General features: G+C 73.7%; 10 protein-coding genes. 4 read left to right on the top strand and 6 right to left on the bottom strand.

Going from position 1 to position 14,686, the window contains the following annotated elements; translation table 11 throughout:
• Nucleotides 1–75: 75 nt before the first annotated feature.
• A complete protein-coding gene (locus tag ACIGO6_RS05700; RefSeq protein ID WP_399873558.1) occupies nt 76–2,736 on the bottom strand; it encodes a CHAT domain-containing protein in 2,661 nt (886 codons plus the stop codon).
• A gap of 146 nt (nt 2,737–2,882) precedes the next feature.
• Between ACIGO6_RS05700 and ACIGO6_RS05705 the strand changes: the two genes are divergently transcribed.
• The 3 genes from ACIGO6_RS05705 to ACIGO6_RS05715 all read left to right on the top strand — a co-directional run bounded on the left by ACIGO6_RS05705 (nt 2,883) and on the right by ACIGO6_RS05715 (nt 5,445).
• The gene (locus ACIGO6_RS05705) at nt 2,883–4,316 is read left to right on the top strand and encodes a S8/S53 family peptidase (RefSeq protein WP_399871820.1); all 1,434 of its coding nucleotides are present in this window, start codon (nt 2,883–2,885) and stop codon (nt 4,314–4,316) included.
• A gap of 71 nt (nt 4,317–4,387) precedes the next feature.
• Nucleotides 4,388–4,963, top strand: coding sequence for an RNA polymerase sigma factor (locus ACIGO6_RS05710; protein WP_399871821.1), 576 nt, complete (start codon nt 4,388–4,390; stop codon nt 4,961–4,963).
• A complete protein-coding gene (locus tag ACIGO6_RS05715) occupies nt 4,960–5,445 on the top strand; it encodes a hypothetical protein (protein ID WP_399871823.1) in 486 nt (161 codons plus the stop codon). Before ACIGO6_RS05710 ends, ACIGO6_RS05715 begins: the two co-directional genes overlap by 4 nt.
• 321 nt (nt 5,446–5,766) lie before the next feature.
• Here ACIGO6_RS05715 and ACIGO6_RS05720 read toward each other — a convergent pair whose 3' ends face one another.
• From ACIGO6_RS05720 to ACIGO6_RS05740, 5 genes are all read right to left on the bottom strand, one after another.
• On the bottom strand, nt 5,767–6,567 hold the full coding sequence (locus tag ACIGO6_RS05720) for an N-formylglutamate amidohydrolase (protein WP_399871825.1): 801 nt from the start codon (nt 6,565–6,567) through the stop codon (nt 5,767–5,769).
• 123 nt (nt 6,568–6,690) lie between these two features.
• A complete protein-coding gene (locus ACIGO6_RS05725; protein ID WP_399871826.1) occupies nt 6,691–8,910 on the bottom strand; it encodes an NADP-dependent isocitrate dehydrogenase in 2,220 nt (739 codons plus the stop codon).
• 128 nt (nt 8,911–9,038) lie between these two features.
• A complete protein-coding gene (locus ACIGO6_RS05730) occupies nt 9,039–10,118 on the bottom strand; it encodes a mechanosensitive ion channel family protein (RefSeq protein ID WP_399871828.1) in 1,080 nt (359 codons plus the stop codon).
• 216 nt (nt 10,119–10,334) lie between these two features.
• Nucleotides 10,335–11,879 (bottom strand): amino acid permease, encoded by a 1,545-nt coding sequence (locus ACIGO6_RS05735; RefSeq protein ID WP_399871830.1) that lies wholly within the window; start codon nt 11,877–11,879, stop codon nt 10,335–10,337.
• Nucleotides 11,880–11,919: 40 nt separating this feature from the next.
• Entirely contained in the window at nt 11,920–12,924 is a 1,005-nt protein-coding gene (locus ACIGO6_RS05740; protein ID WP_399871832.1) for a hypothetical protein, read from the bottom strand.
• A 280-nt stretch (nt 12,925–13,204) separates the two neighbouring features.
• Between ACIGO6_RS05740 and ACIGO6_RS05745 the strand changes: the two genes are divergently transcribed.
• Nucleotides 13,205–14,644 carry an FGGY family carbohydrate kinase gene (locus tag ACIGO6_RS05745; RefSeq protein WP_399871835.1) on the top strand — a complete coding sequence of 480 codons (1,440 nt, stop codon included), beginning with the start codon at nt 13,205–13,207 and terminating at the stop codon, nt 14,642–14,644.
• Nucleotides 14,645–14,686 lie beyond the last annotated feature (42 nt).

Genomic DNA, 14,686 nt, shown 5'->3' on the forward strand with positions numbered 1-14,686 from the left:
GAGCCCGGCCCGACCGGCCCAGGGGGCGGCGTGGCGTGCCCGGTCCGAGCCTCCCGGCCCAGGGGCCAACGGCCCTCAGGCCGCGCCGAAGGCGCTGAATGCCCACCCCGTCGCCTGGTGCACCGCGTCGTCCGGCAGGGCGGCCCGTGCGTCGCGGAGTGCCTCCGCCAGGGACAGTCCGGCGTCCAGGCCCTTGTGCAGGGCGAGCATCAGCGGCACCACCGCGGCGTCGTTGACCGGTGCGCTGCACGCCACCACCCCGGCCGTGCCCAGCGGCAGCAGCGCGGTGACCAGCCCGAGCAGCTCGTCCGCGCCGACCGATGCGAAGCGGGCGGTGTCGCAGCAGGACAGGATGATCCGGTACGGGCTGCGGTCCAGCCGTTCGAAGTCGTGCACGATGAGCGGCCCGTCCGCCATCCGCAGCGACGAGAACAAGGGGCTGTCCGCCCGGAAGGTGCCGTGCGCGGCGATGTGCGCCAACGCGGCCCCGTCCAGCTCCCGCAACACCCGCGGCACCCGCGCCTCGCCCCCCTCCAACACGGTGGGCGACCCCTGCCCGTACGCCGCCCGAGCGCCGCCGCTCTCCGCTTCCGTGCGGGTGCGAGGCGTCGCCCCCGCGCCCTCCGGCGAACGCGGCACCCCGTACCGGGCGGCGAGTTCCGGCACCTCCGCGCCGCCGCTCGCCAGCCCCGGGCCGCGGACCAGGACCTGGCGGCCGCCGGGCGGGGGCGCGGTCTCCCTCGCGCGCAGCCAGCTGGTCGCCGACGGCGACACGCTCAGGACCCGTTCCCGCAGGGCGGGCAGCAGAGCCCACGGCACCCGGTGCAGTCGCCCCGGCGGGACCACGACGACCGGGCCGGAGCCGAGGTGTGCCACGGCCCGGCCCAGCAGCAGCTCCTGGAGGCGCGCGCCCGCCGCCTCCACCAGCGGCAGCCGGGCCTCCGCCCCCGGATGGGCCAGCCGCCGCAGCCCGGCCTGTACGTGCTCGGCCTCCCGCTCCGCCTCGGCCAGCAGCCCCGCCTCGAACCGCCGCACCCGGCCCTGCCCGCACAAGAGCACGTGCACCCGCCCGTCGAGCACCGCCAGCTCCACCAGCCGTACGTCGTCACCCAGCCGCCGCAGCAGACGGCCGACGTCGAACCGGTCACCGTCACCGGGCGCCTCGCCCCGCATGTGCAGGGTGCGGGAGCGGATCTCCCGCTCCAGGCGCCGCCGTTCGCGCTCCAGGGCGGGCGCGGGCCGGCCCCCGTCCAGCCGGGCCTCGTCCGCGCGGGCGGCGATCTCCCGGAACGCCGTCATACCGCTCAGCAGCGCGGGGTCGGCCGGCGGCCGGGTCGGCGGCGCGGCCAGCACCGTCGCCCGCCAGCGCTCGCTCCACACCAGCAGCCGCCGCGGCCCGCCCGAGACCAGACTCGCCCGCTGGGCCAGCGCCGCCAGCTCCGCGCCCTGCGCGGTGGCCCGGGCCCGCAGCTCCGACGCGCCCAGCGTCATCCGGTGGTCGTCGAGTACGTCCAGCCCGCGCCGGCAGGCTTCCAGCACGCCCCGCGCCGAGCCCGCCGCCCGCGCGCGCAGCGCCTGCGCCGCCCAGCCCGTCATCCGCGCCAGCGGCGGCCCGCGGTGCCGGCTGCGCGCGGCGACCGCCAGATGCCGCTCCGCGTCCGCCGTCCAGCCCAGGCCCAGCGCGATCCGGCCCGCCAGCAGCGACGCCTCCGGCGCGGCCGGCGCCCCGAACGCGGCCAGCCGCTCCGCCACCGCCGCCGCGTCCGCCACCATCCGCCCCGACCCGCGCCCCGCCGCGACGCGCGCCTCGATCAGCACCAGCCGGGCGTGCGTCTCGTACCAGGTGCGCCGCTGCCCGGCGAACAGCCGCACCGCGACGGCCGCGCGCGCGATCGCGGTCTGCGGATCGTCCGCCAGCCGGGCCGCCCGCGCGGCGACCAGCAGCAGCTCCGCCCTGCGCGTGGACTGCCCGCCGATGCCGTCCAGCGCGGCCAGCGCCCCGTCCGCCTCGGCCAGCGCCTCCGCGGCCAGCCCCGCCGCCATCAGCACCTCGCAGCGCCGGATGGACAGCATGAACGTGGGCGTGTCCAGCTTGGCGTACCGCTCCTCGGCCTCGTCCAGCAGCCGCAGCGCCGCCGGCACGTCGCCCGACCGGAACGCCGCGAGCCCCCGGCTCTCCACCGCGTCGGCCTTGTCGTGCTCCTGGCCGGTGGTGTCCCACAGGGCCTCCGCCGCGGTGAAGTCGGCGTCCGCCCGCTCCACCGCGCCGAGCGCCAGATGCACAGTGGCCCGCAGCGTCAGCGCCCGCGCCGTCCAGATCACGTCGTCCGCCTGCCGCAGCACCGGGATCGCCCGGCGCACGTCCTCCAGCGCCTCGCCGTGCCGGCCCAGCACCCACCAGACGTACGCCCGCCGGTACAGCACCCGCGCCCGGGTGTGCCCGGTGCCCCGCGCCACGCCCCGCTCGAACGCCGCCAGACCGTCCCGGGTACGGCCGCAGTGCACCAGCGCCACCCCGAGGGTGGCGAGCACGTCCGCCTCCCGGTCGGCGGAGTCCGCGCGGGCCGCGAGGTCACGGGCGCGCCGCAGATGGGCCAGGGCCCGCCGGGTGTCGCCGAAGTCCCGCTGCCAGATGCCGATCACCTGGTGCGCGATCGAGGCGTGCAGCGGCGACGCATCGGCCCCGAGCAGCTCCTCCGCCCGCGCCAGCGCCTCGTTGGGGGCGGCGAACACCATGGGCAGCAGTTGGAGAACCGAGTCGTTTCCCGCTGTCACCCCACGGATGGTAGTGCTCCGCAACCGCACCCCACAGGTTCGAGTCTGTATCAATCGGCCACCCCCGGACTCTGATTGACGACCGCCGCCCCAGTGGAGGACATGCCATGGCACCCCAGAGATTCCGCGAGCAGTTCGACCAGATCCAGCGCTCGATGCCGGACGTCCCGCTGGCGATGGGTCCGGACGACTCCGCCGAGTTCTTCTACGAGAAGGGCGTCGTCCTCGCCCGTGACGGCGAGGAGGCCCGCATCGTCGAGGACACCGTGCGCGACCACTTCACCACGATGGCCGGCCTGACCTCGGACCACGTACGCCGGGCGAGCCCGGAGACCAACCGCACCGGCATCACCCGCATCCAGGTCGGCGACCCCGGCGAGGGCGACCGCGGCGGCGACCCCACCGTCGCCCACGCCCTGCGCTCGCTGAGGACGATGGAGGGCCGCGCCGGACGCCGGCTGATCAGCCGCAACCACGTCGTCTCCATCGCCGTCAACGCCTGCCCCGGCGACGAGCCCGTCCCCGTACCACTGAGCGAGCCGCCGAACCCGGCCGCCGACGGGACGCCGTACGACGCCGGGACCGCCGTCGGCGTCCTCGTCATCGACACCGGCCTCATGCACGACTACCGGTCCTCCCCGCTGCTCGCCCACACCGACGGCGACGCCCAGATCAGGGAGTGCGACGACGACGGCGTCCTCCAGCAGTACGTCGGCCACGGCACCTTCATCGCCGGACTCGTCGCCGCCGTCGCCCCGAACACGGAGGTGACCGTCCGCAACACCCTCAACGACGCCGGTGCCATCCTGGAGTCGGAGCTCGGCGAGAAGCTCTTCGAGGCCGTCGACCGGGGCGGCTGGCCCCAGGTCCTCAGCCTCTCCGCCGGCACCTCCAACGGCCGCACCGACGGCCTGCTCGGTGTGCACGCCTTCATGGAGGAACTGCGCGAGCAGCGCACGCTCCTGGTCGCCGCCGCCGGCAACAACGGCAGCGCCACGCCCTTCTGGCCCGCCGCCTACGCCACGCTGCCCGGCTGGGAGAACTCGGTGCTGTCGGTCGGAGCGCTGCGCTCCGACGGGGAGTTCGGCGCCTGCTTCAGCAACCACGGCGGCTGGGTGAGGGTCTACGCCCCGGGCGAGCGCCTCACCAGCGCCCTGACCGGCTTCGGGACGCCCGTGCCGTACGTCTACCAGCACTCCACCTTCGACGCCTGCCGGTACGGCTTCGCCTACGCCTGCACCTGCCAGTACCCCCGGCACAACGGGGTGCTGAGCGAGCCGGGCGACGCCCCCGCCAAGCCGGACCAGGTGATGTTCGAAGGGCACGCCCAGTGGAGCGGCACCTCCTTCGCCACCCCGGTCGTCGCGGGCCTGGTCGCCTCCCACATGACGGCGCACCAGGTGACCGACCCGCGCGCGGCGGGCGAGCAACTGCTCGCGGCCAACACCGAGTACGCGGAGGTCCGCGGCGCGCACGTACCGGCGCTGCTGCCGCCCACCTGGCGCCCGGTCCCCGTCGACGCGCCGGACGGCGGCGCGTGAGCGTCCGCACGACGGTCGGAACCACCCCCTCCACGGCGTACGATGACGTGTCGTACACGAGGGGTGGGACAGTGGAGCGTGCAGAGGTCGGGGCGCTCGTCCAGTTGGCCGCCGACGGGGACGCGGCGGCGTGGAAGTCGCTGGTGGACGGACTGGGCCCGCTGGTGTGGTCCGTGGCGCGGGCGCACGGGCTGTCCGACGCCGACGCGCACGAGGTGTACCAGACCGCCTGGTTCCGGTTCGCCCAGCACCTGGGGCGCATCCGCGAACCGGAGAAGACCGGCTCCTGGCTGGCGAGCACGGCGCGGCACGAGTGCCTGAAGCTGCTCAAGGCGTCGAAGCGGTGGACGCCGACCGACGATCCGCAGGTGCTCGACCGGCCGAGCGAGGAGCGCACGCCGGAGGAGTCGGTGCTCGACTCCGAGGAGGCCGCCGCGCAGACCGAGCGCGTGCGGCGCCTGTGGCAGGAGTTCGAGGAACTGGGCGAGCGGTGCCGCCAGTTGCTGCGCGTGCTGATCTCCTCGCCGCCGCCCAGTTATCAGGAGGTGTCCGCCGCGCTGGGGATCGCGGTGGGCAGCATCGGGCCGATGCGCCAGCGCTGTCTGCGCCGGCTGCGGGCCCGGCTCGAGGAACGGGGGACGACATGAGCGACACGCACGACGACGGATTCGGCGACGGGGCCTTCAGGGAGGGCGAGTGGGACACCGCCCTGCTGGAGGAGGAGCTGCGGCAGGCGGCCGCGATCCTGGACCCGGTCCCGGCCGAGTTGCGGCGGATCGCCGTCGACGCCTTCGCGCTGCACGACCTGGACGCACGCGTCGCCGAGCTGACCTTCGACTCGCTGGTCGACGCCCTTCCGGTCAGGGGAGAGCCGGACCCGCCGCGGATGCTCACCTTCCGTGCGGACGAGGTGACCGTCGACGTGGAGGTGACCGCGGACGGCCTGATCGGGCAGGTACTGCCCCCGGGCCCGGCCCGGATCGAGGTGCTGAGCGGCCCACGGGCCCACGCCCACCTGACGGCGGACGACATGGGCCGCTTCACCGCCGACGCCCCGCCCACCGGCCCGTTCGCGCTGCGCCTGCGAACCGACCGCGAGGTCGTCGTGACGGAGTGGCTGCGCACCTGACCCACGGCCCCGCGGCCCGCGGTGACGGCCAGCGCGGTCCGCGGATCATGCCCGGCGCCGACGGGGCCGGGCCCCCAGCTCTTCGCTGCGCGGCGGCCGGACCCGGGCCGGCGGCCCCCGCGCGTCGGAGCGGCAAGGGTCGGGGCGCATTCCCGCCCGGTCGGGGCGTGGCGCTGCGGTGCGGTGGAGGCGGTGCGGTCTCCGGTCCGGTCTGGTTGAGGCGGTGCGGGTCGGGGTGCGGTCCGGGCGAGTCGCCGTGCGGGCGGGGCGAGGGCGGTCCGGTAGCGGGCCGGTGGGCGTCGGCCTGAGGTGGGCCCGCGGTCAGGCCGACACGGCGTCGACGAGAGCTGCCAGGGATCCGGCGAGGCAGGAGAGGCCCGGGCCGGGTGGGCCGCCCGGCTCCGTCATGTAGGTGTCGCGGCGGATCTCTACCATCAGTGCGCCGACCTCGGCGCGCTTCAAGTAGAACTCCATCGGCACGTACGTCCCGGCGAACGGGCTGTCCAGCCCGGTCTCCCCGCAGCTCGCGAAGGCCTCCCGGGCGGCGGTGAGCAGCGCGGGCGGTGTGTGGAAGCCGTCGGTGCCCAGGCAGACCGGCGGGCGCGGGCCCTCGCCGTGCAGCTCGTAGGGCAGCGGCTCGGCCGGGTAGGAGTGCACGTCGATGATCACGGCCCGCCCGGTGGCGGCGAGCCGGTCGGCGACCGCCTCGGTCATCGCCCGCGCGTACGGGCGGAAGTACCGCTCCAGCAGCGGCTCCGGGTCGGTGCCGGCGGGCCGCAGCACTTCACGGTGCGTGGTCCGCGTGTAGACGGCGCCCATCCCGACGGCGGTCATCTCCTCCCGCTCGTCCGGGAACCGTTCCGGGTCGACCACCAGCCGCGACGCCCGGTTCACGAACCGCCAGGGCGTGACGCCGGCCAGCCCGGCCGCCGCCTCGGCGAGGTCCGCCGTGTGCGCGTCGGTGATGTGGTCGAGCTCCCGCTCCAGCGCCGCGTCGTCCAGGACGATGCCGGCGCGGACGTCGGCCGGTATCGCCCGCGAGGAGTGCGGCACGTGGAGGATCACGGGGGATCGCGCGGCGCCGGGCAGCAGCTCGAAGGCGGGACGGGGGACATCGGTCACGGGGACTGCTCCAGACGGGTTGCCGGTGGTGTGCGGGGCCGTACGTGCCGGCACCCCGCCTCCGCAGGAGCGGGGACGGGGTGCCACCGGGCCTTGTCGGCCCGGCCAGGGATCGGGCGAGGATCAGGCGAGGGACGCCAGCGCCTCGTTCCAGGTGGCCGACGGGCGCATGACCTCGGCGGCCTTGGCCGGGTCGGGCTGGTAGTAGCCGCCGATCTCGGCGGGCTTGCCCTGGACGGCGTTCAGCTCGTCGACGATCTTCGCCTCGTTGGCGGTGAGCGTCTCGGCGAGCGGGGCGAAGGCCTTGGCCAGGTCCGCGTCGTCGGTCTGCTGCGCCAGCTCCTGCGCCCAGTACAGGGACAGGAAGAAGTGGCTGCCGCGGTTGTCGATGCCGCCGACGCGCCGGGTCGGGGACTTGTCCTCGTTGAGGAAGGTCGCCGTGGCGCGGTCCAGGGTGTCCGCGAGGACCTTGGCGTGGGTGTTGCCCGTGACCTCGGCGTACTGCTCCAGGGACGGCACCAGGGCGAAGAACTCACCCAGGGAGTCCCAGCGCAGGTAGTTCTCCTTGACCAGCTGCTGGACGTGCTTCGGCGCGGAGCCGCCGGCGCCCGTCTCGAAGAGGCCGCCGCCCGCCATCAGCGGGACGACCGACAGCATCTTGGCGCTGGTGCCCAGCTCGAGGATGGGGAAGAGGTCGGTGAGGTAGTCACGCAGCACGTTGCCGGTCACCGAGATGGTGTTCTCGCCGCGGCGGATGCGCTCGACCGACAGCTTGGTCGCGTCGACCGGGGACAGGATCTTGATGTCCAGGCCCTCGGTGTCGTGCTCCGGCAGGTACTGCTCGACCTTGGCGATCAGGTTGGCGTCGTGGGCGCGGCCCTCGTCCAGCCAGAAGACCGCCGGGTCGCCGGTGGCGCGGGCACGGGTGACGGCCAGCTTCACCCAGTCGCGGATCGGGGCGTCCTTGGTCTGGCAGGCGCGGAAGATGTCACCGGCGGACACGGTCTGCTCGATGACGGCGTTGCCGGCCTGGTCGACCAGGCGGACCGTACCCGTGGTGGGGATCTCGAACGTCTTGTCGTGGCTGCCGTACTCCTCGGCCTTCTGCGCCATGAGGCCGACGTTCGGCACCGAGCCCATGGTGGAGGGGTCGTAGGCGCCGTTGGCGCGGCAGTCCTCGATGACGGCCTGGTACACGCCGGCGTAGGAGGAGTCCGGGATCACGGCGAGGGCGTCGTGCTCCTGGCCGTCCGCGCCCCACATGTGACCGGAGGTGCGGATCATGGCCGGCATGGAGGCGTCGATGATGACGTCCGAGGGCACGTGCAGGTTGGTGATGCCCTTGTCGGAGTCGACCATCGCCAGCTCCGGGCCCTCGGCGAGCTCGGCGTCGAAGGAGGCCTTGATCTCGGCGCCCTCGGGCAGGGACTCCAGGCCCTTGTAGATGCCGCCCAGACCGTCGTTCGGGGTCAGACCGGCCTGGGCGAGGGTCTCGCCGTACTGCGCGAACGTCTTCGGGAAGAAGGCGCGCACCACGTGGCCGAAGATGATCGGGTCGGAGACCTTCATCATCGTGGCCTTCAGGTGGACCGAGTACAGGATGCCCTCGGCCTTGGCGCGGGCGACCTGCGCGGTGAGGAACTCGCGCAGCGCGGCGACGCGCATCACGGAGGCGTCGACGACCTCGCCCTTCTTCACCGGTACCGACTCGCGCAGCACGGTGGTGGAGCCGTCGTCGCCCTTGAGCTCGATGCGCAGCGCGCCGTCCTCGGCGATCACCACGGACTTCTCGGTGGAACGGAAGTCGTCCACGCCCATGGTCGCCACGTTGGTCCTGGACTCGGCGGTCCAGGCGCCCATGCGGTGCGGGTGGGTCTTGGCGTAGTTCTTGACCGAGGCCGGGGCGCGGCGGTCGGAGTTGCCCTCGCGCAGGACCGGGTTGACGGCGGAGCCCTTGACCTTGTCGTAGCGGGCGCGGATGTCGCGCTCCTCGTCGGTCTTCGGGTCGTCCGGGTAGGCCGGAAGGGCGTAGCCCTGGCCCTGCAGCTCGGCGATCGCGGCCTTGAGCTGCGGGATGGACGCCGAGATGTTCGGCAGCTTGATGATGTTGGCGGCGGGCGTCTTGGCCAGCTCGCCGAGCTCCGCGAGGGCGTCCGGGATGCGCTGGTCCTCGGTCAGGTACTCCGGGAAGAGGGCGATGATGCGGCCCGCCAGCGAGATGTCGCGGGTCTCGACGGCGACACCCGCCTGCGAGGCGTACGCCCGGATCACCGGCAGGAACGAATACGTCGCCAGGGCCGGGGCCTCGTCAGTGTGTGTATAGATGATGGTCGAGTCAGTCACCGGGTGCTCCGCTCCACGTCTGCAACATTGCTCGACATCAAGATATCTCGTGATCGACCCGGGCTCGACAGGGGTCGCGCGGAGATTCCGGACAACCGGCCGCGCGACCCCGTCGAACGGGTGAGCGATCAGAGGGGTGCGGGGACGTCCTGGTCCGTGCGCTGCTGCGGAATCACCACGGTTCCCTGCTGGAGCGCGACCGTCCGCGCGGGCGACGGAATGCGGATGCCCTCCTCGCGGTACCGCTTGTGCAGACGCTTGATGAACTCGTGCTTGATCCGGTACTGGTCGCTGAACTCGCCGACACCCAGGATCACCGTGAAACCGATCCGGGAGTCGCCGAAGGTGTGGAAGCGCACGGCCGGCTCGTGCTCCGGCACCGCGCCGGTGATCTCGTGCATCACCTCGGCGACGACCTCGACGGTCACCCGCTCCACGTGGTCCAGGTCACTGTCGTAGGCGACCCCGACCTGGACCATGATGGTCAGCTGCTGCTCGGGCCGCATGAAGTTGGTCATGTTCGACTTGGCGAGCTGGCCGTTCGGGATCACGACCAGGTTGTTGGACAGCTCACGGACGGTGGTCTGCCGCCAGTTGATGTCCTCGACATAGCCCTCCTCGCCGCTGCTGAGCTGGATGTAGTCACCCGGCTGCACGGTCTTCGAGGCCAGGATGTGGATGCCCGCGAAGAGGTTGGCCAGCGTGTCCTGCAGCGCCAGCGCGACCGCCAGACCACCGACGCCCAGGGCGGTGAGCATCGGCGCGATGGAGACGCCCAGCGTCTGCAGCATCACCAGGAAGCCGATGGCCAGCACCAGGATCCGGGTGATGTTGACGAAGATCGTGGCCGATGCGGCGACCCCGGAGCGGGACGTCGTCACCGTCCGCACCAGCCCGGCGATCACCCGGGCCGCCGTCACGGTCGCCACGAAGATCAGCAGGACCGTCAGGACCTGGTTGACGCTGTGCTGCACCGTCCGCGTCAGCGGCAGCGCCGCCGCCGCACCTGCCGCGCCGCCCGCGACCGCCGCCCAGGGCGCGACCGTGCGCAGCGCGGCCACGATGACGTCGTCGCCGCTCCAGCGGGTGCGTCCGGCGTGCCCCGCCAGCCAGCGCAGCAGTACGCGCAGCAGGAACGCCCCCAGCAGCCCCGCCGCCAGGGCGATGCCGGCGGGCACCAGGTGGTCCATGGTCAGGTCGTCCGTCACCGGTCACCTCCAGGGGGCACGGCTGCGGCGAAGGGCCCCGCCGACGGCCGGATGTGAAGTCTCGTCACGTCTCACCTGCTCGATACCTGCTGGATACGGGATGTGCGATCGCCCGGTCCGCAAGACAGTTCGACCGGCGCGACCGCTCATCCTGCCGTATGCCGGGTGGTGGTCAGTACCGCGGCGAGGGACGGGCCGAGGGTCGGGGCGAGGTGTTCAGACGATGCCCTCGGCCAGTTCGGCCTGTTCACGGTCGTCGCCGTACGCCGCGGTCGTGGGCGTGCCGTACGAACGGCGGGCGACGAACCACCACACCGTGGCCAGCACCAGTACGACGACCAGCGCGAGGGCGGCGTAGTTCATCGTGTCCACCGTCACCGGTGACGACTGCGGCAGACAGAACAGCACCGTGACGAACGCCACCCACACCACCGCGACCCACCCGATCGGCCTGCTCCACCGGCCCAGGCTCCACGGCCCCGGCGTGAAACGGTCGCCCGCCCGCAGCCGCAGCAGCACCGGGATGGCGTACGCGGGCGTGATGCCGATGACGTTGATGGCGGTGACCGCGCCGTACGCCGTCGCCGAGTACAGGGACGGCAGGGCCAGCACACAGGCGACCGCCACCGACAGCCACACCGCGGCGACCGGCGTCTGGGTACGCGCGGAGACCTTGCGCCACAGCGCCGAGCCGGGCAGGGCGCCGTCCCGGCTGAAGGCGAACACCATCCGGCTGGCGGCGGCGACCTCGGCGTTGCCGCAGAACAACTGCGCCACGATCACCACGAGCAGCAGCGCGCTCGCGCCGTCCGTGCCCAGACCGTCCAGCAGGATCTGTGCGGGCGGCACCCCGGTCTCGGTGTTCCGCGTGGCGTCGTAGTCCTGGATCGCGAAGGTCAGACCGGCCAGCAGTACGAAACCCGCGAGCCACGACACCCAGATGGCCCGCACGATGCCGCGCGCCGCCGACACCGAGGCGTTCGAGGTCTCCTCGGACAGATGGGCGGAGGCGTCGTAGCCGGAGAAGGTGTACTGCGCGAGCAGCAGGCCGATCGCGGCCACGTACAGCGGGTTCTCCCAGCCGGTGTCGTTGACGAACTCGGTGAAGACGAAGGACGGCGACTGGTGGTGGTCGGGGACGATCACCAGGGCGCCGACGATCAGCCCCACACCCGCCAGGTGCCACCACACGCTGATCGAGTTGAGCACGCTGACCAGCCGGACGCCGAAGAGGTTGAGCACGGCGTGCAGCAGCAGGATCGCGACGAAGATCAGCATCGTCTTCTCCGGCGTCGGCTCGAAGCCCCACTGGAGGTTCAGGAACGCGCCCGTGAACAGCGCGGCGCCGTAGTCGATCCCGGCGATCGCGCCGAGCAGCCCCAGCAGGTTGAGCCAGCCGGTGTACCAGCCCCAGCGGCGGCCGCCGAGCCGGTCGGCCATGTAGTAGAGGGCGCCGGACGTGGGATAGGCGCTGGTGACCTCGGCGAGCGCCAGCCCCACGCACAGCACGAACAGGCCGACGCCCGCCCAGCCCCACAGCATCACGGCGGGGCCGCCGGTGCCCAGACCGAAGCCGTACAGGGTCATGCAGCCGGACAGGATCGAGATCACGGAGAAGCTGATCGCGAAGTTGCCGAAGCCGCCCATGCGGCGGGCCAGCACCGGCCGGTAGCCGAGTTCGCGCAGACGCTGTTCCTCGTCGGTCGCGGCGGATGGTTCGGAGGAGGGGGAGGGGCGGGAGGAGCGGGAGGGGCGGGACATGCGGGAACCTCCGGGGACGGAAGGGTGGGGGTGAAGGTGGTCAGGGACGCCGGCCGCCGCCGCGGGCGGCCGACCGACTGCGCGCGCGGGCCTGGAGGAAGACCTCCGCCGCCCGCGGCGCGTCGCCGGGCCCCGCGACGCGGTGCGCCCAGGGCAGCGGCGTCCAGTACGGGCCGAGCGCGTCGAAGACCTGGTCCGCCTCCCGGAACTGGAGGGCGCCCCACAGGGCGTGGGCCAGGTGGTTCATGTCCAGCAGGGACCGTTCGGCGTTCCGGGTGAGCGTGAACCAGGAGCGGAACGCCTGCCGTGCCTCACGGGTGGCGTCCTCGGCCACCCAGTGCAGGTCGAGGGCGGCGTCCCGCCCGCCCAGCCGGCGGTAGCGCTCGACCCGCACGTACAGCGGCAGTACGTGCAGCGCCGAACCCGGCGGCGCCGACCCCGCCGCCCAGTGCGCGAACCCCGCCGCCCGGGCCAGCCGCTCGGACTCGCCCCGCGGATACAGGAACTGCAGCATGCGGTGGTGGGCCTCCCGGTTGTACGGGTCCCGCTTGCCGGCCTCGGCGAGCAGGCCCCAGGGACCCGGCGGCAGCATCGGCTCCGGGGGCGCCACCCGGTGCTCCTGCCAACGCTGCTCCCCGTCCAGCCGGGCCAGCGCCAGCAGGCACACCCACGGCACCGGGTCGTCGGGCGCCACCCGGGTCGCCGCGTCGCACGCGTGCCAGGCCTCCCGCCACAACTCGCGCGTGCGGTGGTGGTCCTCGCGGTGCGCGCGCAGCGCCCGCTCCACCACGACCCGGGTGTGCATCACCACGGCCGGCACACTGTGCGGCTCCTCCGCGAGCCAGGCCCGCACCACGTCCGTACCCGCGGCCGAGGCGGCCAGCACCTGAGTGCGCTGCGTCCACTGCGACCAGGAGGCGGTCTGCTCCAGCAGGGTGCGCATCGACATCCAGCGCCCGGCGCGCAGCTCCTGCAGCGCCGAGCGCAGCGCGGAGTCGTGGCCGGCGGGATCGTAGGCGGGGCGTGCTCCGTCTCTGGCCCTCACCCTCCCGCTCCCGGGAAGGGGGCGGGTGGGACGGCAGACTGGAGTAACAAACAGGCCTCCCCCGGGCGGCGGTCGAGCGGTCGTGCCGGTCGGCGGCCACTATAGAGGCGGAGGTTCCGCCTCTGTTCGGTTTTGCCGCAGCCGAGCAATTCGTATGCCACCAGCATGAACTGACTGGCAGTCAAGCACCCTTGACGTGGTGTGCGCGCGGCGGCAGGCTGACGCCCGGTGATCGCCGAGGCCGTCGGCGCCCGGGGTCGAGGAGTCGGGGAGGGGCGTTGTGACGCGTGCGGTGCTCGCCGTCGACCAGGGCACGTCCGGCACCAAGGCGCTGGTGATCTGCCCCGAACGCGGTGTCATCGGCACCGGATTCGCCGAGGTCCGCCCCCGGTACCTGCCCGGCGGCCTGGTGGAGGTCGATCCCGAGGAGTTGTACGGATCGGTGGTCGTCGCCGGCCGCCGCGCCCTGGCCGAGGCGGGCGAGCCGGTCGCCGCCCTGGGCCTGGCCAACCAGGGCGAGACCGTGCTCGCCTGGGACCCGGACACCGGTCGCCCCCTCACCGACGCGCTGGTCTGGCAGGACCGCCGGGCCGAGTCCGTGTGCGCCGAACTCGCCCCGTACGGCGACGAGTTGCGGCACCTGACCGGGCTGCCCCTCGACCCGTACTTCGCCGCGCCGAAAATGGCCTGGATACGCCGCCACCTCACCCGCGCGGGACGCGTCACCACCTCCGACGCGTGGCTGGTCCACCGGCTCACCGGCGTCTGCGCCACCGACGCCGCCACCGCCTCCCGGACCCAGCTCCTCGACCTCGACCGCGCCGAGTGGTCGCCGCGCGCGCTGGAGCTGTACGGCCTGAGCGGCGAACGGCTCCCGGACATCGTCGACAACGCCGCCCACGTCGGTACGACCACGGCGTTCGGCGCCGAACTCCCGCTCACCGGCCTCGCCGTCGACCAGCAGGCAGCCCTGCTCGCGCAGCGGGTCACCGAGCCCGGAGCCGCCAAGTGCACCTACGGCACCGGTGCGTTCCTCCTCGCCCACACCGGCGACACCCCACGCCGGGGTGCCTCCGGCCTGGTCAGCTGTGTCGCCTGGCGGCTGGGCGGACGGACCAGCCACTGCCTGGACGGGCAGGTGTACACGGCCGCGTCCGCCGTGCGCTGGCTCACCGACCTCGGCGTCATCGCCGGTGCCGCCGACCTCGACGCCGTGGGCGGCACGGTGCCGGACAGCGGCGGCGTCACCTTCGTCCCGGCGCTCGCCGGGCTCGCCGCCCCGTGGTGGCGCGGCGACCTGCGCGGTTCGCTCACCGGTCTCGGCCTCGACACCGGCCCCGGGCACCTGGTGCGCGCCCTCTGCGACGGCCTGGCCGCCCAGGTCGTCCACCTCGCCGACGCCGCGGCCACCGACCTCGGCGGCCCGCTCACCGTCCTGCGCGTCGACGGTGGCCTGACCCGCTCGGCGCTGCTCATGCAGACCCAGGCCGACCTGCTGCAACGGCCCGTGGAGGTCTCCGCCCTGCCGGACGCCACCGCCCTCGGCGTCGGCGCCCTGGCCCGGCTCGGCGCGGACCCGGGCCTGACCGTCGCCGAAGCACTGCCCGACGGCACCCCGGCCACCGTGTACGAACCCCGCATCACCACCGACGAGGCCACCGAACGCCTCACCCGCTTCCGCACGGAGGTCACCGCACTGCTGGAACGGACCTCCGCATGAGGGCCGCCGCGGTCGCGCCGTTGGCGTGCCGGACGGCGTCCG

This window comes from Streptomyces sp. NPDC053750 (assembly GCF_044544295.1).
Classification (GTDB): Bacteria; Actinomycetota; Actinomycetes; order Streptomycetales; family Streptomycetaceae; genus Streptomyces.

Excerpts from the sequence above, each read along its gene's own strand:
- ACIGO6_RS05700 (WP_399873558.1), bottom strand. The coding sequence starts at position 2,736 with ATGGTGTTCGCCGCCCCCAACGAGGCGCTGGCGCGGGCGGAGGAGCTG.
- ACIGO6_RS05705 (WP_399871820.1), top strand. The coding sequence starts at position 2,883 with ATGGCACCCCAGAGATTCCGCGAGCAGTTCGACCAGATCCAGCGCTCG.
- ACIGO6_RS05715 (WP_399871823.1), top strand. The coding sequence starts at position 4,960 with ATGAGCGACACGCACGACGACGGATTCGGCGACGGGGCCTTCAGGGAG.
- ACIGO6_RS05735 (WP_399871830.1), bottom strand. The coding sequence starts at position 11,879 with ATGTCCCGCCCCTCCCGCTCCTCCCGCCCCTCCCCCTCCTCCGAACCA.